Source organism: Amorphus sp. MBR-141 (assembly GCF_053628695.1).
This window is the reverse complement of record NZ_JBRJGW010000002.1, coordinates 154,169-178,205: the sequence shown is the minus strand read 5'-3', so window position 1 is coordinate 178,205 and position 24,037 is coordinate 154,169. Positions and strand designations below refer to the sequence as shown.

20 protein-coding genes and 1 tRNA gene are annotated in these 24,037 nt (G+C 69.1%); 10 read left to right on the top strand and 11 right to left on the bottom strand.

Translation table 11 applies throughout. The features are described 5' to 3' along the window. Nucleotides 1-290: 290 nt before the first annotated feature. The gene (wrbA, locus tag ACSSVZ_RS03370; protein ID WP_453968302.1) at nt 291-890 is read left to right on the top strand and encodes an NAD(P)H:quinone oxidoreductase; all 600 of its coding nucleotides are present in this window, start codon (nt 291-293) and stop codon (nt 888-890) included. Nucleotides 891-897: 7 nt separating this feature from the next. On the opposite strand, the gene ACSSVZ_RS03365 is transcribed toward wrbA, so the two are convergent. Then, on the bottom strand, nt 898-1,818 hold the full coding sequence (locus ACSSVZ_RS03365) for a DMT family transporter (protein WP_453968301.1): 921 nt from the start codon (nt 1,816-1,818) through the stop codon (nt 898-900). Continuing rightward, nucleotides 1,815-2,324 (bottom strand): N-acetyltransferase family protein, encoded by a 510-nt coding sequence (locus ACSSVZ_RS03360; protein ID WP_453968300.1) that lies wholly within the window; start codon nt 2,322-2,324, stop codon nt 1,815-1,817. The genes ACSSVZ_RS03365 and ACSSVZ_RS03360 overlap by 4 nt, the downstream gene beginning before the upstream one ends. 143 nt (nt 2,325-2,467) lie before the next feature. Here ACSSVZ_RS03360 and ACSSVZ_RS03355 point away from each other — a divergent pair, with 143 nt between their 5' ends. Continuing rightward, entirely contained in the window at nt 2,468-3,277 is an 810-nt protein-coding gene (locus ACSSVZ_RS03355) for a hydroxypyruvate isomerase family protein (protein WP_453968299.1), read from the top strand. A gap of 82 nt (nt 3,278-3,359) precedes the next feature. Here ACSSVZ_RS03355 and ACSSVZ_RS03350 read toward each other — a convergent pair whose 3' ends face one another. Next, nucleotides 3,360-3,785 (bottom strand): helix-turn-helix domain-containing protein, encoded by a 426-nt coding sequence (locus ACSSVZ_RS03350; protein ID WP_453968298.1) that lies wholly within the window; start codon nt 3,783-3,785, stop codon nt 3,360-3,362. 766 nt (nt 3,786-4,551) lie between these two features. On the opposite strand from ACSSVZ_RS03350, the gene ACSSVZ_RS03345 reads away from it, so the two are divergent. Beyond that, on the top strand, nt 4,552-5,526 hold the full coding sequence (locus ACSSVZ_RS03345; protein ID WP_453968297.1) for a flavin reductase: 975 nt from the start codon (nt 4,552-4,554) through the stop codon (nt 5,524-5,526). A gap of 60 nt (nt 5,527-5,586) precedes the next feature. Here ACSSVZ_RS03345 and ACSSVZ_RS03340 read toward each other — a convergent pair whose 3' ends face one another. Then, nucleotides 5,587-7,131 carry a putative bifunctional diguanylate cyclase/phosphodiesterase gene (locus tag ACSSVZ_RS03340; protein ID WP_453968295.1) on the bottom strand — a complete coding sequence of 515 codons (1,545 nt, stop codon included), beginning with the start codon at nt 7,129-7,131 and terminating at the stop codon, nt 5,587-5,589. A 382-nt stretch (nt 7,132-7,513) separates the two neighbouring features. On the opposite strand from ACSSVZ_RS03340, the gene ACSSVZ_RS03335 reads away from it, so the two are divergent. Further along, nucleotides 7,514-8,425, top strand: a complete 912-nt coding sequence (locus tag ACSSVZ_RS03335; RefSeq protein WP_453968294.1) for a GGDEF domain-containing protein — start codon at nt 7,514-7,516, stop codon at nt 8,423-8,425. Between the two features lie 94 nt (nt 8,426-8,519). Here the strand turns inward: ACSSVZ_RS03335 and ACSSVZ_RS03330 are convergent. Then, nucleotides 8,520-8,594, bottom strand: a tRNA-Thr gene (locus ACSSVZ_RS03330). Nucleotides 8,595-8,850: 256 nt separating this feature from the next. Here ACSSVZ_RS03330 and ACSSVZ_RS03325 point away from each other — a divergent pair. Both ACSSVZ_RS03325 and ACSSVZ_RS03320 read left to right on the top strand, forming a co-directional pair. After that, nucleotides 8,851-9,048, top strand: a complete 198-nt coding sequence (locus ACSSVZ_RS03325; protein WP_453968293.1) for a hypothetical protein — start codon at nt 8,851-8,853, stop codon at nt 9,046-9,048. Then, nucleotides 9,041-9,937, top strand: a complete 897-nt coding sequence (locus ACSSVZ_RS03320) for a 50S ribosomal protein L11 methyltransferase (RefSeq protein ID WP_453968292.1) — start codon at nt 9,041-9,043, stop codon at nt 9,935-9,937. The genes ACSSVZ_RS03325 and ACSSVZ_RS03320 overlap by 8 nt, the downstream gene beginning before the upstream one ends. Nucleotides 9,938-10,142: 205 nt before the next feature. On the opposite strand, the gene ACSSVZ_RS03315 is transcribed toward ACSSVZ_RS03320, so the two are convergent. Then, nucleotides 10,143-10,361 carry a hypothetical protein gene (locus ACSSVZ_RS03315; protein ID WP_453968291.1) on the bottom strand — a complete coding sequence of 73 codons (219 nt, stop codon included), beginning with the start codon at nt 10,359-10,361 and terminating at the stop codon, nt 10,143-10,145. Nucleotides 10,362-10,664: 303 nt separating this feature from the next. Here ACSSVZ_RS03315 and ACSSVZ_RS03310 point away from each other — a divergent pair, with 303 nt between their 5' ends. After that, entirely contained in the window at nt 10,665-12,485 is a 1,821-nt protein-coding gene (locus ACSSVZ_RS03310) for a M24 family metallopeptidase (protein WP_453968290.1), read from the top strand. A gap of 133 nt (nt 12,486-12,618) precedes the next feature. Here the strand turns inward: ACSSVZ_RS03310 and ACSSVZ_RS03305 are convergent, their stop codons facing one another. Genes ACSSVZ_RS03305 through ACSSVZ_RS03295 form a run of 3 tightly spaced genes read right to left on the bottom strand, consistent with a single transcriptional unit; the run spans nt 12,619 to nt 14,535 of the window. Then, on the bottom strand, nt 12,619-12,921 hold the full coding sequence (locus tag ACSSVZ_RS03305) for an AzlD family protein (protein ID WP_453968289.1): 303 nt from the start codon (nt 12,919-12,921) through the stop codon (nt 12,619-12,621). Then, on the bottom strand, nt 12,918-13,628 hold the full coding sequence (locus tag ACSSVZ_RS03300; RefSeq protein ID WP_453968288.1) for an AzlC family ABC transporter permease: 711 nt from the start codon (nt 13,626-13,628) through the stop codon (nt 12,918-12,920). Before ACSSVZ_RS03300 ends, ACSSVZ_RS03305 begins: the two co-directional genes overlap by 4 nt. Before the next feature lie 49 nt (nt 13,629-13,677). Further along, complete coding sequence (locus ACSSVZ_RS03295; RefSeq protein WP_453968287.1) at nt 13,678-14,535, bottom strand: AraC family ligand binding domain-containing protein; 858 nt, start codon at nt 14,533-14,535, stop codon at nt 13,678-13,680. 185 nt (nt 14,536-14,720) lie between these two features. Here ACSSVZ_RS03295 and ACSSVZ_RS03290 point away from each other — a divergent pair, with 185 nt between their 5' ends. Next, the gene (locus ACSSVZ_RS03290; RefSeq protein WP_453968286.1) at nt 14,721-16,529 is read left to right on the top strand and encodes a chloride channel protein; all 1,809 of its coding nucleotides are present in this window, start codon (nt 14,721-14,723) and stop codon (nt 16,527-16,529) included. A gap of 40 nt (nt 16,530-16,569) precedes the next feature. Here the strand turns inward: ACSSVZ_RS03290 and ACSSVZ_RS03285 are convergent, their stop codons facing one another. Further along, nucleotides 16,570-17,976 carry a chloride channel protein gene (locus tag ACSSVZ_RS03285; RefSeq protein WP_453968285.1) on the bottom strand — a complete coding sequence of 469 codons (1,407 nt, stop codon included), beginning with the start codon at nt 17,974-17,976 and terminating at the stop codon, nt 16,570-16,572. A 100-nt stretch (nt 17,977-18,076) separates the two neighbouring features. Beyond that, nucleotides 18,077-18,571, bottom strand: a complete 495-nt coding sequence (locus ACSSVZ_RS03280; protein ID WP_453968284.1) for a thioesterase family protein — start codon at nt 18,569-18,571, stop codon at nt 18,077-18,079. A gap of 138 nt (nt 18,572-18,709) precedes the next feature. Between ACSSVZ_RS03280 and ACSSVZ_RS03275 the strand changes: the two genes are divergently transcribed. Continuing rightward, on the top strand, nt 18,710-20,131 hold the full coding sequence (locus tag ACSSVZ_RS03275; protein WP_453968282.1) for an FAD-binding oxidoreductase: 1,422 nt from the start codon (nt 18,710-18,712) through the stop codon (nt 20,129-20,131). Nucleotides 20,132-20,171: 40 nt separating this feature from the next. Continuing rightward, the gene (locus ACSSVZ_RS03270; RefSeq protein ID WP_453968655.1) at nt 20,172-24,035 is read left to right on the top strand and encodes an AsmA family protein; all 3,864 of its coding nucleotides are present in this window, start codon (nt 20,172-20,174) and stop codon (nt 24,033-24,035) included. Nucleotides 24,036-24,037: the final 2 nt, after the last annotated feature.

The following is a 24,037-nucleotide window of genomic DNA, read 5'->3' as shown; positions in this document are numbered from 1 at the left end:
TCGGTGGGATCGGAGCAGGCCGTCGGCGCTCCGAGGAGCGGCCACCGGCGTCGCTAGCACTCCGGCTTAGTGAGTGCTAGCGACGGGCCTGACGTAGGCGGGGTCGCCAGACCTGTCAAGAGAGCAGAGGGGCGACTTTTCTGCCGCCCGTCGCCCCCATGTGGGCATGGTTCGCTAATCCGCAACGGTCTGTTCAACGCTCGGCCCTCGTGTCCGGGAGATCGCACCGCTATCTGGGTGAGTAAGTAGCGGACCCGATTTCCGGGGCCGGTGTGCGAGGAGAGTGATCAATGGCAAAGGTCCTGGTTCTTTACTATTCGAGCTACGGCCACATCGAGACGATGGCGAAGGCCGTCGCGGAAGGGGCGCGTGCCGAAGGCGCCGAGGTCGACATCAAGCGCGTTCCCGAACTGGTGTCCGAAGAGGTCGCGCGCGCATCCGGCTACAAGATGGATCAGGACGCGCCGATCGCAGAGGTCGACGACCTGAAGAACTACGACGCGATCATCCTCGGCGTGCCGACCCGTTTCGGCGTGATGTCCGCGCAGATGAAGAATTTCTGGGATCAGACCGGCGGCCACTGGATGTCCGGCGCGCTCGTCGGCAAGGTCGGCTCGGTGTTCGCTTCGACCGCCACCCAGCACGGCGGCCAGGAGACCACCATCACCTCCACCCAGACGATGCTCCTGCATCACGGCCTGGTCATCGTCGGGCTGCCCTATGCCTTCGGCGGTCTTCTGAAAATGGACGAGATCTCCGGCGGCAGCCCCTACGGTGCCACGACCCTCGCCGACGGCGACGGATCGCGTCAGCCGAGCGACAACGAACTCGCCGGCGCCCGCTTCCAGGGCGGGCACGTCGCCAAGATCGCAGCGAAGCTCGCCGCCTGACGAGGCCTCAGCTGTCGCGCGGGGGATCCACATAGGGCGCCCGCGCGGTTGCCCGGCCGGCTGGTTCCGCACGGGCCGGCCGGAGCGCGATCAGGCAGGCCGCGACGATGATCGCGGCCCCCGCCAGGGTTTCGGCACGCGGAATCTCCGCGAAGAAGACGAAACCGAAGACCGCCGCCCAGAGGAACCCGGTGTATTCCAGCACGCCCAATCGGGCGGCCGGTGCGCGGGAGAAGCCGGCGGCGACCGCCAACTGGCCGAATGCGCCCAGGCATCCGATGACGATCCCGAGCAGCAACGTCGTCTGGTCGAGTGGCTCCCATACGCCGATCGCCAGCGGCGTCAGGATCAGCCCGGCCGTCGCGGTCTGCAGCAGGACCATCGTTTGCGTCCGATCGGTCGCCGCCTGGCGGCGGATCAGCACGGCCACCAGCGCATAGCCGAACGCCCCGGCCAGGGCCGCGGCAAAGCCGCCCAGCTGGTCGGCCGATACGCCGACCCGAAGCTCTCCACCGAAGATCACGAGCACGCCGGCGAAGCCGACGCCGATTCCAAGCCAGATCCGGGGGTGGATCGGTTCGCCGAGAAGCAGCCAGCCCAGCAGCGCGATGAAGAACGGTGCGACGAAGGCGATCGCGACCACCAGCGCGAGCGGCAGGACCGCGATCGCGTAGAAGAAGGAAAGCGCCGTTGCTGCGACGATCGCGCCCCTGAGCGCGTTGGCGCGCACCGAGCGGACGGTGAGCCTCTGCGGGCGGGCGAGGAACACGGGGACGAGAACGGCCGTCGCCGTCGCATACCGCAGCCACACCGCCTGGAGGAGGGGGATCAGGGTCGCCTGCATCTTCATGCCGGCATCCATCGCCGACAGCAGCCCGATGGCCAGAAGCACGAGCGCGACCGGCGCGAAGCCCGTCTCGTTTCTCATCGGGAAGCTGTCGCGTCGGCGGGGATCTCGCGGGTGTAGGCGAACTCCCAGGTGTCGGAGGCGTCCGGCACGGCGCGGCTGCCGGGCAGCCGGACGAAGCCGTTGCGCTCATAGAACCGGTGGCCCTCGGCAAACCGGGTGTCCGTCCACAGCCGCAGCCGCCGACCGCCGCCGGCCTGCGCAAATGCCGTCGCCTCGGCGAGCATGGCCCGGGCCAGACCGCCTCCGCGCGCCTGTGGCAGCAGATACACCTTGAACAGCTCGTAGACGGTGCGATCCGCCGTCCGCGCAATTGCGCACGATCCGATGACGCGGTCACCGTCGGAGGCCACCCAGAGGCGTCCGCCCCGCGAGGCGTAGTGGGTGGCGGGTGCGTCGAGTTCGGGAAACTCGTCCGGCACGAAGTGGCAGTTCGGATAGTCGGCGAACACCGTTGCGATGACGCGCGCCAGGCTGGGGCCGTCGGTGTCACTCGCGGGACGGAAGCGGATGTCGGTTGGCGTCATCGAAGATCCTGGCCGTCTGAGGCGCACCCTCCGCTCTTGCGCCTGCCGGTCCGGGCGGTCAAGCGGTGCGGGCGCGCGGACCACGGCCTTGCAACCCCTTCCGCCCGACCGCACAGTGTCCGCGATCATGACGTGGGGCCCCGATGCAGCTGATCGCCAACATTTCGCTTCTGTTCACCGAGCGACCCCTCCTCGAACGGATACCGTCAGCGGCTGCGGCCGGGTTCGATGGGGTCGAGATCCAGTTTCCCTATGACAGCGACCCGGTGCTGATCGCCCGAGCCGCTGCGGGCTGCCCGATCCACCTGATCAATGCGCCGGCCGGAGACCCCGGTGCCGGAGACGTCGGTCTGTCGACCGATGCGGGACGGGTCGAAGGCTTTCGCCAAGGCATCGAGACGGCGCGGCGTTATGCCGACGTGCTCGACTGCCGGATGGTGAACGTCCTCACCGGCCGGCCGCCGCCGGGGCAGGCCGCCGACGTAACGCGCCAGGTGCTGGTTGAGAATGTCCGGGCGCTTGCCGATGCGCTTGCGCCGGAGGGCCGCCGGGTGATGGTCGAGATGGTCAACCCGTACGACGTTCCGGGGTACTTTATCGACAATCTGGAGGATGCGCTGGACCTGCTCGGCGAGATCGATCACCCGGCGGTCCGGTTGCAGTTCGATCTATATCACGTCGCGCGCACCGAGCCGGACCTGATCGCGGCGATCTACCGGGCGGCGGCGGTGATCGGGCACGTGCAATTCGCCGATCATCCCGGACGACACGAGCCCGGAACGGGTGAGGTCGACCTGGCGACGGCCTTCCGGCTTCTCCGGTCGGTCGGCTACACGGGTGCCGTTTCGGCGGAATACCGGCCTTCCGGACGCACGGAAGCCGGGCTTGGCTGGATGGCGTCGGCGCGCCGGGCCATGGAGGGCCAAGCCGCCGCCGGCCGGATCATCGTCTGATTCGGCGAGCGAGCCGGATCGGGCGGGCGGGCAGCGGCGGATCGACGCGCTCGGTGAACGCGCCGATCCGGGCAGGACCCTGCTACGCCGTCTTCTCGGCCACGACCGCTTCGGAGCCGGACGCCGACGCGATCGCCTCGATGACCGTCACCGCCTTCTGACGGACGCTGGCATCCTCGATCTGCGAGAAGGCGCGCAGAAGCCGCACGGTCGCCGAATCGTTCAGCGCTTCCGACAGCGGCGAGTCGACGCCGCTGATCGGGCCCGGCTTCACGCCTTCCGCACCTTCGAAGAAGTAGCTGATCGGCACCTGCAGCGCGATGGAGATGTCATGCAGCCGGCTGGCGCCAATTCGATTGGTTCCGCGCTCGTACTTCTGGATCTGCTGGAAGGTAATTCCGAGCTTTTCCGCAAGCCGCTCCTGGCTCATGCCCAGTTCGAGGCGGCGAAGCCGCAAACGGGTGCCGACATGATAGTCAATGGAGTTGGCGGAACGCTGGTTCTGCATTTTAATCTTTCCTGTCATCCAAACTGGCTTCCTAATCCAAAGGTAGATTGGAAACCTTTCGTGAGGCCCGCATGTTGTGGGAGGCTGAAGGCCGCGTCGGCTGAAGGCGGGGCCAACGATCGGTTGTGGTCTGATCGCCCGATCCGTCGGCCCATGCGCCTGCCACCGGTCGGTCGGATACGGATGTGTCTCGCGTCTGTCTGAGAGAACGTTCGCAGATTCTGAAACCTACGCGTGACGCCCACTCAAATGTCTAGGCTCGGCCGACGAAGCGCCCGGTGGCGCTCACATCGCAACGGTTGCACCGGATCTCGCTCGCGGCTGTCACTGCTAACGACTGGAAAGACACTTCGATCGCCCGGAATTATCGATTGATGCATGGCATTCGTTTTTGCGCAACCGCCAGTCGGAAGCAAGGCAGCCATGCAAAAAAAACCTTGCCTTTACTCTGCCAGATCTCGAAGCCTCCCCGATGTTGCCACGATTGGGTGAAGCGCTTTGATCCGGCGGCGTCCATACCCCCGGTCGTCACGCTCGCGGGACCGTGTCCTTCGATTGTGGCGACGGGTGGGATTATCGATTATTTTGTGTCCACTGTGCGGCAAGCGAAAACGGACCGATTTAAAGTGGTGCGACCGAACGACGCTTGCTTGAATGAACGCCGGTCTCGCGCGACCCTGTCGCCGTCCATGCGGCGCGGGGGAATCGATTGAACTCCGGCCGCCTGGCCGTGCCAGCATTGCGGGGACCTGTGATATCGAAGCCAGTGACGAGTGATCCGGACGATCAACCGATCGAGTCCGGCGAGGCCGGCGACGTCGACGGCAAGGCGCTGCGGCGGACCCTTGGCCAGTTCGCGACCGGCGTGACGGTGGTCACCGCCGCGCACCCGCAAACGGGTGAAATCGTCGGCATGACGGCCAATTCGTTCTCGTCCGTTTCTCTCGATCCGCCGTTGGTGCTCTGGTCCATCGTGCGCGAGGCGAAGAGCCTTCCGGTGTTTCTAGAGGCGACGCATTTCGCCATCAACATTCTCTCCGAGCAGCAGCTCGATCATTCGAACCGTTTCTCCCGGCCCGGGTCCGAGAAGTTTTCCGGCGTTTCCTGGCGCCCCGGACGTGGTGGCGCGCCGGTGCTGGCGGGAACGGCGGCCGTCTTCGAGTGCGCCCGGCACGCCGAGCACGACGGCGGCGACCACATCATCATGGTGGGCGAGGTGGAACGCTTCGCCCGGTTCGAGCGATCCGGACTGGTGTTCGCCCAGGGCCGCTACGGCATCACGGCCGACCATCCGTGGGTGGAGAAGCCGGCGGCGGCGGTCCGCGCCGAGGACACCCCGCACCCTTACGACGATTTTCTGATCCCGCTGCTCCACAGGGCCTATTCGAACCTGTTTTCCGCCTTCTCGGTCCTGCTCGAGGAGGAGGGCACCAGCGGCCCGGAAATGCGTGTCCTTGCCTACCTCTCCTTCCGCCCGGAGGCGACGGCGGAGCTCGTCAGCCGTGGCACCTACCTGGGCGACCAGACCACCGACGAGGCGATCGCGTCGCTGCGGGAGCGGGGGCTCGTCGGCGGCAGCGGGGACACGGGGCTCAGTCTCACCGACGAGGGCGCGGCGCGGCTGCGCACGCTGTTCAATCACGCCCGGCGGTTTGAGATGGAACGTCTTGGAACGGTCGATGCGGCCGAGATCGCGACCTTGAAGCGGCTGCTTCGCCGTCTCACCCTGGCTGGCGGCTGACCGTCCTTCGGTCCGCCCGGCCGATGCGCGGGGCGCCCCCACGTCGGTGGGTGCTGTGTCTCATGTATACGAGGCCAGGTCGCGTGTCAGGAAGGCGTCGATCTCCTCGGGCGGCAGCGGCCGGGAGAACAGATAGCCCTGGGCGAGATCGCAGTTGATGTCGTTCAGCCATTTTGCCTGCGTCTTCGTCTCCACGCCTTCGGCGACGGTGACGTAGCCGAGCGCGTGGCTCAGGCTGATGATGGACTCGATGATCTTGCGGCTGCCCGGGTCGGTGTCCATGCGCTGGACGAAGGACCGGTCGATCTTGATCTTGTCGAACGGCAGCTCGCGCAGATATCGCAGGCTCGAGTAGCCGGTTCCGAAATCGTCGAGCGAGATCCGGACTCCCTTCTCCTTCAGATCGCCGATCACCTGACGGGTCGTGTCCACGTCGATGATCAGGGCGCTCTCCGTGAGTTCCACATCGAGGCGATCCGCGGGGAAATCCGTCTTGGAGAGGCAGGCGATGATCCGCTTGCTGAGCTTTTCGTCGCGGAATTGGTAGGGAGAGATGTTGACGGCGATGCGCAGTGCGGGGTCCCAGCGCATGGCGTCGCTGGCCAGGCGCTTCAGGATCAGGATGAAGAGGTCGTCGATGAGGCCGGCATCCTCCGCGACGGCCACGAAGGTATCGGGACCGAGCACGCCTTTCGTAGGGTGGTCCCAGCGCGCGAGCGCCTCCAGTCCGACCACCTTGTGCGTCTTCAGGTCGATCACGGGCTGGTAGTAGGGTCGGAAGTGGCCCTTGGCGAGCGAGTCGCGCAGCTGGCCGCCGATCTCCTCCATCGACTTGTCGAAGGTGGCGAAGGTGTTCCGGCCCGATGCCTTGGCCCGGTACATCGCCGTATCGGCGCTGCGCATCAGAAGTTCGGCGTTTTCGGCATCGTCGGGAAAATATGCGATCCCGATGCTCGCGGTCATGTCCAGTCGGCCGCCGTCGATGGTGAAGGGACGGGCGAGCGAGAACAGGATGCGCTGGGCGACATGTCGCTCGATGTTCTTCTCGGGGGAGGAGTTGATGACCACCGCATACTCGTCGCCGCCCAGCCGCGCGACGAAGTCGTGCGGTCGGAGCGTCAGCACCAGTCGTTCGCCGATGGCACGCAGGAGTTCGTCGCCGGAGCCGTGACCGTAGGTATCGTTGACCGACTTGAAGCGGTCGACGTCCAGGAAGAACAGGGCAAAACGCGAGCCGTGCATACGGGCACCGACGATGCGGCGGTGCAGTTCCTCGAACAGCAGCCGCCGGTTCGGAAGCCCGGTGATCTCGTCGTAGCGCTCGAGCCGCTCGGCGGTGTGCTCGGCCAATTCGCGCTGGTGAATTTCCCGTCGGACGTCCCGCTCGCGGAGCACCAGGATCACCATGGAGACCAGTCCGGCAACCATCAGGACGGGGACGACGGCGTCGAGTTGGAGCCCTTCATGGGCGCGGCTGAAGTCGAAGAGCAGTTGCATCGCATCGATGGTCACCAGCCAGATCGCCAGCGCGAGACCTGCGACGGTCACCGCGAGATAGGCAGGCCGAACGAGATATCGTCCCGATCGTCTGGGCTTGGTTCTCACGATCTCAGCTTCCATCGTCCCCCCGGACATTGTCCCGCGTCGCCGCTCCAAGGCACGGGCGCGAGGTTTACCGATTGTTACAACGCCCGGCGCCTGACGTCGCCGGGTTCCTTCCTGCCCGATGTTGCTCGTTCTTAGTGCGATCCGGAGCGAATCTCGATTGCGTGATGATGAACTGATTAACGGCCGGGCGCTCGGCTTGTCGAAACTATGTATACAGACAGCGGCCGCTGCGGGAGAGACGTGAGGTCGGCCGCGCTGCCGTGCGATCCCGCCGCGTGGTTGCCCGTGCGCCGCAAAATGGAGACATTCGCCCTTCAGGAGGGTCAGCGTTGCCCCCGGGGCGCGCCCTGCAGGGCTGGGTCACGAGGTTCGACTGTCCATGACGAAAGACGCGGCACGGCTCGGCCTCTATCTCTGGATGTCGCGCCTGCCATGGCCGAAAAGCTACTTCGTCAAGGTCCTGGCGGTGTGCTTTCTTGGAACCCACGTTCCGCTGATTATCACCGCCGTCGCCCTGTTTTTCGGCCTGCGCGTGCCCCATTCGGCGCTGCTTCCGGTCCTTGCCGTCCTGCTCGGTTCAACGCTCGCCGCAACGGTGCTGACGCTCGTTCTGGTGCGGCGGCTGCTGGCTCCGATCCGGGCGGTCGGCGATGCCCTCGATGCGTATCGGCGTTTCGGCATCATTCAGGATCTCCCCGGATCCGGGGGCGACGAGGCCGGGGCCATGATGCGCAGCGTCAACGAGACGCTGCACGCGGTGGACGACCTGCGCGCAAACCTCGAAAATCTCTCGTTCGAAGATCCGCTCACCGGGCTCGGCAACCGGCGCTGGCTCCTGTCCCGTGCGAAGGACATGTTCAGCCGGCGCAGCGGCGATGAAAGCGTTGCCCTCGCGGTGATCGACGTCGATCGGCTGAAGGCGCTCAACGATGGCTATGGCCACAGCTTCGGCGATGCCGCGCTGAGGGCGGTGTCGGAAATCCTGCGCAGACGCCGCCGGGCCGCCGATCTGGTGGCCCGCATCGGGGGCGACGAGTTCTGTGTCATGTTCCTGGGGCTGACGACCGACACCGCCGCCGAGTGGCTGGACGACGTCCGGACGGGCCTCGCGGACGTGATGGGTCCCGACAGTGTGCCGCTATCGTTTTCGGCAGGGGTGACGAACCGGCGAAGCGACGGAGAAGACTACGAGGAGATGTTCGCCCGAGCCGACCGCGCCCTCTATCTGGCGAAGTCGGCGGGGCGGAGCTCCACGCGTATCCTCCAGGCCGCGGACGCGCCGGCGGGATGAGACGGGGACGCCCGCGATTCGTTCGATCCGACCAGCGGGAAGGCCCACACGGGGATGTCTGGGACGTGGGGAGAGACGGGCCCGCGGAGCGGGCTGGTGCCGCAGGGGAGGATTGAACTCCCGACCTCACCCTTACCAAGGGTGCGCTCTACCACTGAGCTACTGCGGCCGACCGGTCGACATCCGGGCCGATCCTTCGCCGAGGCGGGCATCGTCCGTCAGGTGTCGGAGCGGTGCACTGCCCCGGTGGACGGCGCTGGACTTGACGACGGAGCGTTCCGCCGCCATGCCGGGCGAAGCAGGCGAGGCGCGTTGTGCCACAGCAGCGGCCGGTGCGCAAGGCACACGGCGGTGGCATTGGTGCAGCCCACAGCCTGACGCAATCTGCGGCCGCGACGCGGTCGGAGGCGACCTCGATCTGGAGAATGAGCGGCGTGAGCGACGAGACAGGCGGACCCGCCGGAAAACGGCGGGCCGGCGGGGATGAGCGGGCCAAGCGCCTTGCGGAAGAATTGCGGGCAAATCTCAAGCGACGCAAGGCGCAGGCGCGCTCGCGCAAGTCCGATACGGGCGCAGGTGCAGCCGAGCGGCGGCCCGAGGACGAAGGTGGAAACGATGAGTGACGCGGCGGTGGACGTGCGCGTCCTGAAGGTGTTCTGCCCCGTCGCCCAGGCCGATGTGGACCAGGCGGCCGAGGCGCTCGAGGCGGCGCTCGAGGACGAGAGCGCGGTCATCACCCGCTACGAGCTCGAGGACGACGGGCCCTGGTGCGTGGAAGCGCTGGTGTTCGGCGTCGACGACATGGATGCGGCCGTTGCCCGTTTCCGGGATCGGCTGGGAGAGACGCCGCTTTCCAAGGGCCTCCAGGCGGACTGGCTCGGCCAGGAAGACTGGGTGGCCAAGAGTCTCGCCGGGCTGGCACCCGTGCGGGCCGGACGCTTCATCGTGCATGGCAGCCACGACGGCGCCCGGCTTCCGGCCTCCCGCTGGCGGTTGGAGATTGACGCCGGCCAGGCCTTCGGTACGGGGCATCACGAGACCACGGTCGGTTGCCTGCGCGCCATCGAGGATCTGGCGCGGGCCGGACGGCTGCCCAGGACCGCCCTCGATCTCGGCACCGGAACCGGCGTTCTTGCGGCAGCGCTCGTGCGTCTCGGTGTCGACCACGTGGTCGCGACGGACATCGATCCGGTCGCGGTCGCGGTGGCCGATGAAAATCTCAAGGGCTTCGGGGTCGCCGGCCGGGTGAGAACCGTCGCCGCGCCGGGATTCGATCATCCGGTGCTGCGCGAATTCCGGCCGGGGCTGATCGCCGCCAACATCCTTGCCAGGCCGCTTCTGGCGCTGGCGCCGACCATGCGACGGCAGATCCAGCCGGGCGGCGTGCTCGTGCTGTCGGGGTTGAGGCTGGTGGACGAACGCCCGATTCGCGCCACATACGGCGCCCACGGCTTCCGCTTCCGCCGTCACTACCGGATGGGCGCGTGGGTCACGCTGGTGTTCGCGGCCTGACAAAAAAAAAGGGCGGCCTGCACGATGGCGGCCGCCCAAAGATCGGGTCCTTCGGGAGGAAGAAAAGGACCCGAAACTGTCAACTTCGTCCGCGCTGGCGGATCGGAATGGAGGAGACGGGTTTTCCGTCCGCACTCCGATCCCGATCAGTCGAGGCAACCGGGCGTCATCTCATCACGTCGAGCCGACGCGACGTCAGCGTGGTCTACAGGAACGGGTATCCGCCGCCGCCCTGCGCCTCGAGTTCGGCGCGGTTGTAGCCGAGCCGCTCGAGCGACGCGTCGTCGAGGCTCATCAGGTAGGAGTTGATGGCGCGCTCCGCCTGGCGCTGGCGCGCCTCGACGATGCGGGTCATCAGCCGGTGGAAGACGGAGTGCTCGCGCTCGGTACCCGTCAGTCGGAAATCGCCGGTCGTGCTGGTCATGGCCATCTTGAAAGTCCTTTCCGTAGTGACGCTCGATCCGGGGCGTCACGCCCAAATTCTGCAATGCAACATGAGAGCGTTTAGGCCCATGCGCAATGCGTTGAGGTGCATGACTGCCCTGACGATATTGCAATGCACAATGCGGCGCGGTCGACCTCCGGAGGACCATAGAGGCCGTCTTGTGCCGGCTCCGGTCCGACCAATACCCATGAAAACGCATGGAAATTTCCGGGTGGACGGCGGCATCGTGGGGGGCGAAACAGGCATGGGTGGCCGGTCTGGCGGCGCAGCGGGGACATCGCGATGTTTCAGAGTTTCGAAGACGGTGCGGATCCGAGTGTCGGACCGGAGCGCCTCGCCCTGCTGCGTTCGGCGCTGAGCGCGGCCGGGGTCGGCGGCTTCATCGTCCCCCGCACCGACGAGTACCAGGGCGAATACGTTCCGGCCTGCGCCGAACGGCTCGCCTGGCTGACGGGCTTCACCGGCTCGGCCGGCACCGCGGTGGTGCTGGCGGACGCGGCGGCGGTCTTCGTCGATGGCCGCTACACGACCCAGGTGCGCCGGCAGGTCGACGCGGATGCCTTCGCTCCCGTCGCCATCGCCGAGACCCGACCCACCCAGTGGATCGAGGCGCATCTGCCGGCCGGCGCCGCGCTGGGGTTCGATCCGAAGCTGCACACCCGCGCCGAGGTGCGGCGCTTCGAGAAGGCCTGCGCCGCCGCCGGCGGGACGCTGGTGCCGCTCGACGCCAATCCCATCGACACCGTATGGGCCGACCGGCCCGCACCGCCGCTGGCGCCGGTCGAGCTGCATCCGGAAAGCCTGTCCGGCCGCGCCGCGTCGGACAAGATCGCCGCGCTCCAGGCCGATATCGTCAAGGCCGGCGCCGATGTCGGCCTGCTGACGGCCACCGATTCGATCGCCTGGCTCTTCAACGTGCGCGGCGGCGACATCCCCCACATCCCGGTGGTTCTCGCGTCGGCGCTGGTGCCGGCCGAGGGGCGGCCGACGCTGTTCGTCGACGCGCGCAAGCTGTCCAACGCCGTGCGCGACGGGATCGAGGAGGTCGCCGACGTCGCCGAACCCGCCGGGCTTGCCGTGCAACTGGCTGCGCTGGGCACGGACAAGCGCGCGGTGCTGGTGGATCCCGACCTGACGCCGGAGGCCCATCTGCGCGCCATCGAGGAGGCCGGCGGCAGCCTCGTGGAGGCGCAGGACCCGGTGCTGGCGGCCAAGGCGGTGAAGACGGCGGCCGAGATTTCGGGCACCCGCGCGGCGCACCATCGCGACGGCGTGGCGCTGGTGCGGTTCCTGAAATGGCTGGAGGATAAGGCCGACGCCGGCGGCTTCGGCGAGATCGAGGCGGTGACCGCGCTGGAGCGCTTCCGCGCCGAGACCGGGGCGCTGAAGGAGATCTCCTTCGACACCATCTCCGGCGCCGGCGAACACGGCGCCATCGTCCACTACCGGGTGACCAACCGCACCGACCGGCGCGCGATGCCGGGCGAACTGTTCCTCATCGATTCCGGCGGGCAGTACGCAGACGGCACCACCGACGTGACCCGCACGGTCCCGGTCGGCGTGCCGAGCGACGAGATGAAGGTGCGCTTCACCCAGGTGCTGAAGGGCCACATCGCCATCGCGACGGCGCGCTTCCCGGCCGGAACCTCGGGTGCGCAGATCGACGCGCTCGCCCGGATCGCCCTGTGGCGGGCGGGATGCGATTTCGACCACGGGACCGGCCACGGCGTCGGCGCCTACCTGTCGGTCCACGAAGGGCCGCAGCGGATCTCCAAGCTCGGCCACGTCGCGCTGGAGCCGGGCATGATCGTCTCCAACGAGCCCGGCTACTACAAGCCCGACCATTTCGGCATCCGCATCGAGAACCTGGTGCTGGTGACGCCGCCGGCGGTGATTCCCGGCGGCGAGCGCGAGATGCTGGCGTTCGAGACCATCACGCTGGCGCCGATCGACCGGCGCCTGATCCTGCCGAATCTGCTCGGCGCCGATGAGATCGCCTGGCTCGACGGCTATCATTTGCGGGTACAGGGGGCGCTCGCGGGCGACCTAGGTGCCGACGACCGGGCCTGGCTGATCGACGCCACCCGCCCCCTCGCGGGCTAGCCGCGGCCTCGATTCCACCGGTTGAAAGTGCGCACTGGCGGCGTGCGCACATCGCTGCACCAACTTGCGCTATTCTGCGCATTCGGGGCCTTTTCGGGTGCGCAATGGCCATGCCGTGCGCAGCTGCGCACGGCTACAGTCCTGCTGCGCGCAGCAGCGCGGCGGTTCCCGCTCCGAGCACCACCACCGCCAGCAGGGGCAGCCTGAGGGCCGCCAGCGCCGCGACGCCTCCGGCGGCGAGTTCGGCGATCCCGCCGGTCAGCACGGCGGGGGCGACGAGGGCGGTCAGCACGGCGGCGGGGACAGCGTCGAGGGCGGCGCGCAGGCGTCCGCCCGCCGGCACCCGGTGCACCAGGGCAAGCCCGGCGATGCGGGTGGCATAGGTCGCGATCGCCATCAGGGCGATGGTGACGACGGTCAGCGGATCGACGCTCATGCGCCCGCCTGCGTGGGACGGGCGAGGGCCGCGGCGGCAATGCCGGCGACGGCGCCGGCGGCGATCGCGTTGGGCCCGGTCGAGACGAGCGCGACGAGCGCGGAGACCACCGCCGAGGCCGCGACCGTGAGCGCGAAGCGCGGGGCCTGGCGGAAGCTCATCAGCAGGCCGATGAACAGCGCGGTGAAGGCGAAGTCGAGGCCGAGCCGTGCCGGATCGCCCAGGCCGCTGCCGACGAAGGTGCCGACGAGGGTGAAGGCGAGCCAACCGCAGTAGAGCGTGATGGCCATGCCGAAATAGTAGCTCGGCCGCAGCTCCTGGGTGCGGGCGCGCTGCTCGGCCAGGGCCCAGATCTCGTCGGCGAGGAAGAACAGCGCCAGCGGCTTCGTCCGCGACGCGAAGGCGCCCATCTTCGGCAGCAGCGACACGCCCATCAGGATGTGCCGGGTGTTCACCAGGAACGTGGCGAAGACGATCGTGGCGACGGCGATCGATGCGCTCCACAGGTCGACGGCGACGAACTGGGAGCTGCCGGCGAACACGGTGGCCGACATGAAGGTCGTCTCGAGCGGCGACAGGCCCTTCTGGGCGGCCATGGCGCCGAGCAGCAGGCCGAACGGGCTGGCGGCGGCGGCCACCGGCAGGATGGCGAGCGCGCCGTCGCTCCATTGGGATGCGCGGGCGCGGGCGCGGTTCTCGGCGCTCATGGTCGAACCTCGGGGATCGGGAAGGGAAGGGGAAGGGATCGTCCGGGCGTCAACAGGCGGGGCGGTAGGCGCCGGGGGTCACCCCGACCCGCGCCTTGAAGGCGCGGTTGAGGTGGCTCTGGTCGTAGAAGCCGCAGGCGAGCGCGACGTCGGAGGGCGCGGCGCCCGCCGCCAGCTTGCCGCGGGCCGCGCGGACGCGCCGGTCGGTCAGCCAGGCGTGCGGCGTCAGCCCGGTCGCGGCTCGAAACGCCCGGATGAGCCCGGTGCGCGACAGGCCTGAGACGCCGGCAAGGTCGAGGAGCGTGACATCGCCGTCGAAGTGGGCGTCGAGAAACTCGATCGTGCGGCCGATTGCCGCCGATTCCGTGCCGACCGGCTTGGGGGCGATCCGTCCGTAGCGCGCCAGCGCGTCGCTGTAGACGGCCGTCAGCCCCTCGTCCTGGGCGAGGCTGTCGCTGCCGCCGCCGAGCCGGCGGTGGGCGACCGCGAACCGGCGCGCCAGCTCCGGATCGTGGACACGCGGCAGGACGAATGCCGGCGTGCCGCGGAGCGGCGCATCCGTCAGGTCTTCCACCAGGCTGCCGATCAGGTCCACGGACGGATAGGTCATCCGATAGCTGTAGCCGTCCTCGGCCGGCTCGCCGTCGTGCACCTCGTCCGGATTGACGAAGCAGACGTCGCCGGCCACCGCGTAGTGGCGCTCGCCGCGCACGCAATAGGTCTCGCAGCCCGCTTCGATGACGCCCACCACGTATGTCGCATGGGTGTGCGGCGCGTAGGCGTGGGTTCGAAACGTCGCCGACAGGCATTCGAGCGCGTCGAAGCGCGGTGCCCGCCAGAATTCGACGCTTTCGCGGGCCGAGGCGGGCCTTTCTCCCAGAGCGAGCGACTGTGTCATCTGATCCATGGGCGGGATATTGCCGGCTTGCGACGCTGCCGTCTTGGAAAAAAGTCGCGCCGTCTTGCCCGGCCCCAGGTTCGCAGCAGCCTGCGTCCTTTCCGCCGCGGCCGTTGCCTTGACTCGCCGCGTCAAGGGGTTCACGACACCCTCGCTTCCCCAACCTCCTTCCAGGCCCCCGCGCCCACGGGACGATGACCAGTAAAACCCCGATATCGGAATCCGTCGCGATTCCCGACACCGACGCGGAGCTGCGCGAGCGCAACCTCGCGATGCCCGCCCTCTGCCTCACCGCCTTCCTGATCGGCCTCGTCGCCGCCGCCGGCGCCGTGGTCTTCCGGGTGATGATCTCGGTCACCCACAACGTCCTGTTCCTGGGGACGTTCGGCTGGAGCTACGACGCCAACCAGTACGATCCGCCGAGCCTCTGGGGCCCGTTCGTGATTCTCTCGCCGGTGATCGGCGGCCTGATCGTGGTGTGGCTGGTCAAGACCTTCGCGCCGGAGGCCAAGGGCCACGGCGTGCCGGAGGTGATGTACGCGGTCTATCACAACTCCGGAAACGTCCGCGGCGTCGTGGCCATCGTGAAGTCGATCGCCTCGGCGATCTCCATCGGCTCGGGCGCCTCGGTCGGACGCGAAGGCCCGATCATCCAGATCGGCGCGTCGTTCGGCTCGACCATGGCGCGCTGGCTGAACCTGGCGCGCTGGCAGAAGATCACCCTCCTGTCGGCCGGCGCCGGTGCCGGTATCGCCGCGACGTTCAACACGCCGCTCGGCGGGGTGCTGTTCGCGGTGGAACTGCTGCTGCCGGAAGTCTCCAGCCGCACGTTCCTGCCCGTCGTGGTGGCCACGGCCACCGCGACCTATGTCGGCCGCATCGTCTTCGGGCTCGACCCGGCCTTCCTGGTGCCGGTGGCGGCCGATCCGGCGAGTTCGGCGATCTCGCCCGCCGCGCTGCTCGGCTTTGCCGTCCTCGGCGTGCTCGGCGGCGTGGCCTCCTGGGCCTTCATCAAGTTTCTCGCGAGTTGCGAGGACTGGTTCCCGAAGATGCCGGGCAACGACTACACCCGCTCGATCGTCGGCATGCTGATCGTCGGACTGCTGAGCTACGGCCTGTTCTCGTTCACCGGCGAATACCACACCGCCGGCGTCGGCTACGCGACGATCCAGGCCGTCCTCAACGGCGGCATGAACAGCGCGATCTTCCTGCTCGTGCTGCTGGTGGCGAAGATCATCGCCACCAGCGTCAGCCTCGGAGCGGGCGCGTCCGGCGGCGTGTTCTCGCCGTCGCTGTTCATCGGGGCGACGCTCGGCGGCGCGGTGGGTGCGGTCGGTGCGATGATCGCCCCGGGCGCGTTCTCGGTGCCGGAATTCGCCGTCGTCGGCATGGGCGCGCTCGTCGGCGGGTCGACCGGCGCGTCGATGACCGCCATCGTCATGATTTTCGAGATGACCCGCGACTACAACGTCATCGTGCCGCTGGTGCTGGCGGTCGGTCTCGCGGTGGGCGTGCGGCGCTACCTGATCCCGGTGAACATCTACACGGTGAAGCTGCGCCACCGGGGCAAGCAGATCCCCACCGTCCGCCACACCAACATGTATCTGGTGCAGCCGGCGAGCCAGGTGATGAGCGCGCGGTTCGCCATCCTGCCGGCGGAAACGCCGGTCGCGGACGCGATCGCCCTGCTTTCCGAGAAAAAGGAAACCCACGTCATCGTGTCGGAAGACAGCCGGATTTCCGGCTATGTCCGGTTCGGGTCGGTTCCCTATCGGCCGGCCCATGACGGCCAGACGCTGAAGTCGGTGATGGCGACGGACTTCGTGGTGGCGCCGGAGACCAACAACCTGAACTCCATCATCACCCGCATGAACAAGCGGGCGCGTAGCTTCGCCGTCATCCTCAAGCGCGATGGCGGTGGCGTGCCGCGGCCGGAGGACGTGGTCGGCGTGGTCGATTCGGCGGAGATCGCCGGCGCGGTCGTCAGGAACCACTACGCCTGAGATGTGCCGCGCGCTGGCTGGCCCGGCGGTGCCGGTCCGCTCACCCTGAGCCGGAACCGTCGCGCTGACGGTCCGGCGGAGCGGCGCCGCGCATGAGGATCTGCGCCTCGAAATAGGACCGGCCGAGGATGGCCAGCGACACGCCGTTGGAGATCGCGACGGTGAGCAGGAGCGCGATCGACAGGCCGTAGCCACCGGTCAGCTCGAAGACGATCATCGTCGTGGAAATCGGCGCGCCGAGCATGGCCGCCGCCACCCCGCCCATGCCGAGCAGCGAATAGAGACCCTCGCTGGAGGCCATCTCGGGGAACGCCTTCGCGGCGATCAGCCCGAAGGCACCACCGGCCATGGCGCCCAGATAGAGCGACGGCGAGAAGATGCCGCCGCCGAAGCGCGAGGCCAGCGAGATCGAGGTGGCGGCCGCCTTCACCACCAGCAGCACCAGCATCGTCTTGATGGTCAAATGGTTCTTCAGCGCCGCGTCGGTGGTCTCGTAGCCGACGCCCAGGATCTCTGGATAGAAGATCGCGATGGCGCCGACCACCAGGCCGCCGAGGGCCGGCAGCGACCAGATCGGCAGCCGGGAGTGGCGGGCGATCCACTCCGACCACAGCAGCGCCAGGTGAAACAGGATGGCCACCGCCGCACAGGTGAGCCCCAGCAGTGCGAAGGCCGGCAGTTCCCAGTAGGAGGTGATCTGGTGGGAGGGGATGATGAAGGCCGCGAAGTCGCCGAACCACAGCCGCGACAAAAGCGCGCCGATCACCGAGGCGATGACGATGGGCACGAAGGCCGTCAGCGCGTAGTGGCGCAGCACCACTTCGTGGGCGAACAGCACGCCGGCGATGGGCGCGTTGAACGAGGCGGCGATGGCGCTGGCGACGCCGCAGCCGAGCAGGATGCGCTTGCTGGCGTCGGGCAGCCGGAACACCCGGGAGATGTCGGTCCCGAGCGTTGCACCGAGATGCACCACGGGTCCCTCGCGGCCGGCGCTGGCGCCGACGCCCAGCGAGAACGCCGTCAGCAGGGCCGACGAGATGCCCGGCCAGAACGGAAAGCTGCGTCCGACCTTGGCGCTCGCCTCGATCACGTCGGCGACGGCATAGGTGCGCTGGAGCGGCTGCACGTATTTCAGCAGGATCCCGACGACGAGGCCGCCCGCCGCCGGCACCAGCAGGATCACCAGCGGCGAGACGTGGGCGGCGGCCGTGACGACATTCTCGCCGGTGGTGCCCAGCCACGGCAGCTGCACGAGGCCGATCAGCAGGCGGAACAGGATGGCCGCCACCGCCACCACGGCACCGACCACCAGCGCCAGCACCCAGATCAGCGGCTGCCGACCCGCAACGAACTTCACCAGGTTGGGGCGGATGTCGCTCCAGATCAGCGTAACGGGCGGATCGGCGGGGTTCCGCGAAGGGTCGTCCGGGCGGGTGGGGTCGCTCATGTTCGAGCCGGGTCCGAGGGCCGCGATGCGAATCGCTGGGTAGTCGTCCAGGGGTCAGAATAGCATTGTCGCCGGCCCGCGGGTGCGCCCGGAAGCCGGACTATCCCTTTCCGGACAGGGTGATGGCGCGGCCGATGCGCTCGGAGCGCGGCAGATCGCGGTGCGCCGCGAACGCCGCGGCGATGCGCGCGTCGACGTCCGCCGCCCAGGGCAGTGCCTTGCGCGCTTCCATGTCGATGTGGAGCAGCAGGGTCTCCAGGGTGGCGGCGAGGAAGCCCTCGGTGGCGTGCCGCATTTCCTGGAAGGTCTGGATGCGCTTGTCGTCGTGGGCGACCAGCGTGGTGGTGACGGTCGCCATGTCGCCGAGGGTCAGCTCGCGCAGATAGGACACGTGGCTCTCGACGGTGAAGAACGACTTGCCCTCGCGGGAGCGGTAGTCGCCGCCGATGTCGACCGCGTCGAAGGCATCGTCCAGACCCCGGTCGAACAGCACGATATAATAGGCAACGTTCATGTGTCCGTTGTAGTCGATCCAGGCTTCCTCGATGCCGAGGTCCGGTGACAGGAAGGGGGCTTGGATGGTCGGAAGCGACATGGTCAAGTCCTGTGTTCGTTCGCAAGGCGCGGCCGGCATTCGGCCTCCACTTTGGCGATCATTGCCTTTTTGCTAGGGTGACGAAAGAGCGGTGGGCGTCGAGCGCGCCGCGCGCACCGTTTCCGGGAGAGTAAGTGTATGGGTGTCGAACCGGTCCGCATGATGGAACGCAACGAGGCGGGAATCGGCAAGGCGATCGCGCTGCTTGGCGAGCGGTTCGGCGAGCGCTGCCAGCTCGGAGCCTCGATCCGCGAGCAGCACGGAAACACCACCACCTGGATCGGCAACTTCCCGCCGGATGCGGTGGTCTTCGCCGAGACGACCGAGGAGGTCGCCGAGATCGTGCGCATCTGCGCCGATACCGGCACGCCGGTCATTGCGTTCGGCACCGGCACCTCGCTGGAGGGGCAGGTGAACGCGCTCTACGGCGGCGTGTCGGTCGATGTGTCGCGGATGAACGCGGTGCTGGCCGTCCATCCCGAGGACCTCGACTGCGTCGTCCAGCCGGGCGTCACCCGCAAGCAGCTCAACGAATATCTGCGCGACCAGGGGCTGTTCTTCCCGATCGATCCCGGCGCCGACGCCAGCCTCGGCGGCATGGCCTCCACCCGCGCTTCCGGCACCAACGCGGTGCGCTACGGCACCATGAAGGACGCGGTGCTGGCGCTGACCGCGGTGATGCCCGACGGGCGCATCATCAAGACCGGCACGCGCGCCAAGAAGAGCTCCGCCGGCTACGATCTCACCCGACTGCTGATCGGCGCCGAGGGGACGCTCGGCATCATCACCGAGATCACCCTGCGCCTGCACGGCATCCCGGAAGCGATCACCGGCGGCATCTGCCCGTTCGAGACGCTGGAAGGGGCCTGCAACGCGGTCATCGCGACGATCCAGTCCGGCATCCCGGTCGCCCGCATCGAGCTCCTGGACACCCTCCAGGTCCAGGCGAGCAACGCCTATTCCAAGCTCGACCTGGAGGAGACGCCGACGCTGCTGCTGGAATTCCACGGCTCGGCGAGCGGCGTGCGGGAACAGGCGGAGATGTTCGCCGAGATCGCCACCGAGTTCGGCGGCGGCGAGTTCAAGTGGTCGAGCAGCCCGGAGGAGCGCACGAGGCTCTGGCAGGCGCGCCACGACGCCTACTGGGCCTGCGTGGCGCTGCGCCCCGGCACCAAGGCGGTGGCGACCGACGTCTGCGTGCCGATCTCGCGGCTGGCCGAGTGCATCACCGAGAGCCGGCGCGATCTGGACGCGCTGGGGCTGGTGGCGCCGATCGTCGGCCATGTCGGCGACGGCAACTTCCACGTTTCCCTGCTCGTCGACATGGAGGCGCCGGACGAGGTCGCCCGGGCGCAGGATTTCATGGGGCGGCTGGTGAAGCGGGCGATCGCCATGGACGGCACCTGCACCGGCGAGCACGGCATCGGCCACGGAAAGGCGAAATATCTGCGCGCCGAGCTTGGCGATGCGGTCGACTTCATGCGCATGATCAAGCGCGCGATCGATCCGCGCGATATCATGAACCCGGGAAAGATCCTGCCCGAGGTCACGAACCACTGACGGCCGGGGAGATCACGGTCGGACAGGACGGAGGCCGACGCTGAACGCGTTCTTCATCAGCATCGGTGTTGCGGTCATCCTTGCGCTCACCGCCGCGCTCGTCGGGCCGCTGTTCATCGACTGGACCGTCTATCGCAATGTGATAGAGGCCCAGGCGGAACGGCTCGTCGGCGAGGACGTGCGCATTCTGGGGCGCACCGACGTCCGCTTCCTGCCGTCGCCGCGGATCTCCATCGAAACCGTGCGGGTCGGGCCGGAGGAGGCGCCGATCTTCACCGCCGACCGGGTGGAGATGGAGGTCGACCTCTCGCCGCTGCTGAAGCGCGAGATCGACGTGGTGGCGCTGACCTTCGTCGGACCGCACGTGCGCGCCACCGTCGATGCGGCGGGGATGATCCACGGCCCCGAGATCAACCTGGCCGACAGCCCGCTCGACTGGGTCGATCCGGCCAAGGTGCAGTTCGACCAGATCGACGTCGTCGACGGCCAGATCCTGGTCGACGACCTGCATACCGGCCACACCACGCTGATCGACAGGATCACCCTCAACGGCTCGGGGCGCTCCATCCACGGGCCGTTCGAGGCCACCGGCGATGCGCGGTTCGAGGGCACGCCGTACGATTTCCGCTTCGCCACCGGCGCCTATGCCGACGGCGCCGCGTTCCCCATCAAGGCCCGCATCAGCCCGCGCGACCGGGCCGTCGACTTCGCCGTCGACGGGGCGCTGGACACCGCCCAGACGCCGGAGCACTTCATCGGCGCGCTGACCATCGCGCCGCGGCCCGACCCGGACGCCGATCCCGACGAGGCGCCGATCCCGTGGCGGGCGACGGGCACGATGGACATGACGGCGGAGGGGCTGACGGTCCGCGAGGGGGAGATCCGCTACGGCCCGCTGGAGCGCCCCGTCGTGCTGGCCGCCGGCCTCGACCTGCCGTTCGCCGACGACCGGGCATTCCGGCTCGAGGTCGCGTCGCGGCAGCTGGATCTCGACGGCGTGCTGAAGGCGCTCGGCCGCAGCACCGACGACGGCCGGCCGGCGGAGCGGATCGCGCCGCTTCTGGACGCCCTCAACGCGGTGCCGCTGGTCGCCTCGCAAGGGGTGGTGACCGCCCGGCTCGCCTCGGTGGTGGCGGGCGGCGCGGTGATCGAGGACATCGCCGCCGAGGCGCGCGCCACCGAAGACGGCTGGCGGATCCTGTCGGCCCGTGCCCGCCTCCCGGGCGCGACCCGGGTGGAGACGTCCGGGCTGCTGCGCGTCGGCGAACCGATCTCCTATGACGGTGAGATCGGCCTCGCCTCGTCCGAGCCGGGCAATTTCGCGCGCTGGTGGCGGGGCGGGCAGGGCGCCGCGATCCCCATCCGCAGCGATCTCGGGCTGGACGGCCGCATTCGCGTCACGGCCGAGGAGATCGCCATGCCGGCGCTGCAGCTGACCGCGGCCGGCACGACGCTGCTGGGGTCGCTGCGCTACCGCACGCCGAAGCCCGACGTGCGCGGCGCCCTCGACCTCGACCTGCGCGCCGAGCGGCTGGACGCCGCTCCGCTGGTGGCGCTCGCCCAGGCGCTGGCGATCGACCGGCCGGACCCAGCCGCGCTCTCGGCGGTCGGGTCGGACGTCACCCTCGACCTCACCGCCGACACCGCCCGCTACGCCGAGGCGGAAGGGCAGGGCCTGACCGTCGCGGCGAGCCTGATCGACGGCGCCTTCACCCTCGAGCGCTTCGAGATCGCCGACCTCGCCGGCGCCCGTCTCGCCGGCTCGGGCTCGTTCGCGCTGGCCGGCGACCGGCCGAGCGGCCGGCTGTCGGGCACGCTGGAGGCCACCGACATGGCCGGCATCGCCGGGCTGGTGGCGGAGGTGGCGCCGGCCTCGCCGCTGGCGCGGTGGCTTGCGGCGACCGCGCCTGCCCTGGCGCCGGCGGACCTTGCCTTCGAGGTCTCCGGCCAGGGCATGCGCCGGAGCTCCGACGTTGCCGTCTCGCTCTCCGGCACCGCGGGCGGCACCGACGTTGCGGTCAGCGCCGACATGACCGGCACGCGGGAGGCCTGGCGCAACGGCTCGGTCAGCGGGCGGGCGAGCCTCTCGAACCCGTCCGGCGACGTGCTGCTCTCGCAGCTCGGCTTCGACGCCATCCCGGTCGGCGACGGCGCGCCGAGCACGCTGGAGGTCACCGTCGACGGCACGCCGCGGACGGGCCTGTCGTCGTCGCTCACGGCGCGCCTCGTCGGCGTCGACGTGTCGGCGGACGGCACGCTGTCGTTCCCGGCCGACGAGAAGCCTTCCATCGACGCCTCCGTCGCCGTCACCAGCGACGACGTTTCGGCGCTGGCGATTGCCACCGGCCGGGCGCTGCCGGTGCTGGTCGGCGGCACGCCCGTCGAGCTGCGCGGCCGGGTGGCCGGCAGCACGGATACGGTGGAGCTGTCCCGGCTGACGGGGTCCGTCGCCGGCGTGCGGATCTCCGGCCAGGCCACGGTCGACCGGACCGCGGATCCGGCGAAGGTGCGCGGGGGGCTGCGCGTCGGCGAGGTGGACGGCCGGCTGCTGAGCGAGTTCGTGCTCGGGCCGGACGCCTGGAGCTCCGCCGGCGACACCGTCTGGCCCGACCAGGGCTTCGGTCCGCCGCTCCTCAGCGGCGCGGAGATCGCCCTCGACGTCGCCACCGACACGCTGTGGGCCGGCTCCGCGCGGATCGACGACGCGCGCTTCGGCCTGGTGCTCGGCCCGGACCGGATGCGCCTCGACGACGTTGCCGGCCATTATGCGGGCGGCGACGTGGCCGGCAATCTCGCGCTCGCCCGGGCCGACGGGCAGGCGACGCTCGCCACGCGGATTGCCCTGACCGGCGCCGATTTCGAAACGCTTGCCTGGCAGCACGACGGCGAACCGGTGGCGACCGGAACCCTTGACCTGACCGTCGAGGCGGACGCCATCGGCCGCTCCGTGTCCGGCATGGTGTCGGCCCTGTCCGGCAGCGGCACCTTCGCGCTGCGCGACGGGGTGCTGCGCCATCTCGACCCGGCCGCCTTCCGGACGGCGATCGACGCGGCGGACGCGGGGGCGGACCTGCAGGAGGCGGCCGTGGCCGAAGCGTTCCGGCGCGCAAGCGCGGGCGGGTCGCTGCGCTTCGATCACATCTCCGGAACGCTGGCGATCGCCGCCGGCGCGGTGCGCGTCGGCGAGGTCGAGGTCGGTACCGACGCGGCGACGGTCGACGGATCGGGGCTGCTCGACGTGGCCAAGTGGACGGCATCCGGCTCGCTCGGGCTGAGCGTCGTTCCGCCCGATCCCGATCTGGTGCCGGACACCATGGCCGATGTGAACGTCTCGTTCTCCGGGCCGCTCCCGGCACCCTCGGCGACCCTCGATGCCGGCCCGCTCGCCAGCTACCTGACGCTGCGGGCCACCGAGATCGAACGCCGGCGGCTGGAACTCCTGGAAAAGCAGCTGCAGGAGCGCCGGGCGCGCGAGGAGGAACTGCTGCGCAAGCTGGAGGCCGAGCGGCGTGCCGAGGAAGAGCGCCAGCGCAAGGCCGACGAAGAGGCAGCCCGGGTTCGCGCCGCCGAAGAGGAGGCCGCGCGCCTGCGGGCCGAGGAGGAGGCGCGGGCCGCCGCAGAGGCGGCGGCGAAGGCGGCGCTGATTGCACCCGCCGCGCCGACGCCGCGGCCGCAGGCGCCGCTGCCGCCCATCGATGGGGCGCTCGATCCGATCGGGTCGATCATCCAGCGCGGCCCGACGCTGCTGCGGCCGGAGCCGTTCGGCCCGCCGGTGGAGATCGAGCCGTCTCCCGGGGCGCCAAGCAGGGGGCCGATCGATCTCCGCCCGGCGCCGGAGCAGCGGTCCGGGTCGCAGCCGGACGTGGCGGGACCGTTTCCGATCGCGCCCCAGGACGTGCAGTAAAG

Excerpts from the sequence above, each read along its gene's own strand:
- wrbA (WP_453968302.1), top strand. The coding sequence starts at position 291 with ATGGCAAAGGTCCTGGTTCTTTACTATTCGAGCTACGGCCACATCGAG.
- ACSSVZ_RS03365 (WP_453968301.1), bottom strand. The coding sequence starts at position 1,818 with ATGAGAAACGAGACGGGCTTCGCGCCGGTCGCGCTCGTGCTTCTGGCC.
- ACSSVZ_RS03360 (WP_453968300.1), bottom strand. The coding sequence starts at position 2,324 with ATGACGCCAACCGACATCCGCTTCCGTCCCGCGAGTGACACCGACGGC.
- ACSSVZ_RS03355 (WP_453968299.1), top strand. The coding sequence starts at position 2,468 with ATGCAGCTGATCGCCAACATTTCGCTTCTGTTCACCGAGCGACCCCTC.
- ACSSVZ_RS03350 (WP_453968298.1), bottom strand. The coding sequence starts at position 3,785 with ATGCAGAACCAGCGTTCCGCCAACTCCATTGACTATCATGTCGGCACC.
- ACSSVZ_RS03335 (WP_453968294.1), top strand. The coding sequence starts at position 7,514 with ATGACGAAAGACGCGGCACGGCTCGGCCTCTATCTCTGGATGTCGCGC.
- ACSSVZ_RS03325 (WP_453968293.1), top strand. The coding sequence starts at position 8,851 with ATGAGCGGCGTGAGCGACGAGACAGGCGGACCCGCCGGAAAACGGCGG.
- ACSSVZ_RS03320 (WP_453968292.1), top strand. The coding sequence starts at position 9,041 with ATGAGTGACGCGGCGGTGGACGTGCGCGTCCTGAAGGTGTTCTGCCCC.
- ACSSVZ_RS03315 (WP_453968291.1), bottom strand. The coding sequence starts at position 10,361 with ATGACCAGCACGACCGGCGATTTCCGACTGACGGGTACCGAGCGCGAG.
- ACSSVZ_RS03310 (WP_453968290.1), top strand. The coding sequence starts at position 10,665 with ATGTTTCAGAGTTTCGAAGACGGTGCGGATCCGAGTGTCGGACCGGAG.
- ACSSVZ_RS03305 (WP_453968289.1), bottom strand. The coding sequence starts at position 12,921 with ATGAGCGTCGATCCGCTGACCGTCGTCACCATCGCCCTGATGGCGATC.
- ACSSVZ_RS03300 (WP_453968288.1), bottom strand. The coding sequence starts at position 13,628 with ATGAGCGCCGAGAACCGCGCCCGCGCCCGCGCATCCCAATGGAGCGAC.
- ACSSVZ_RS03295 (WP_453968287.1), bottom strand. The coding sequence starts at position 14,535 with ATGGATCAGATGACACAGTCGCTCGCTCTGGGAGAAAGGCCCGCCTCG.
- ACSSVZ_RS03290 (WP_453968286.1), top strand. The coding sequence starts at position 14,721 with ATGACCAGTAAAACCCCGATATCGGAATCCGTCGCGATTCCCGACACC.
- ACSSVZ_RS03285 (WP_453968285.1), bottom strand. The coding sequence starts at position 17,976 with ATGAGCGACCCCACCCGCCCGGACGACCCTTCGCGGAACCCCGCCGAT.
- ACSSVZ_RS03280 (WP_453968284.1), bottom strand. The coding sequence starts at position 18,571 with ATGTCGCTTCCGACCATCCAAGCCCCCTTCCTGTCACCGGACCTCGGC.
- ACSSVZ_RS03275 (WP_453968282.1), top strand. The coding sequence starts at position 18,710 with ATGGGTGTCGAACCGGTCCGCATGATGGAACGCAACGAGGCGGGAATC.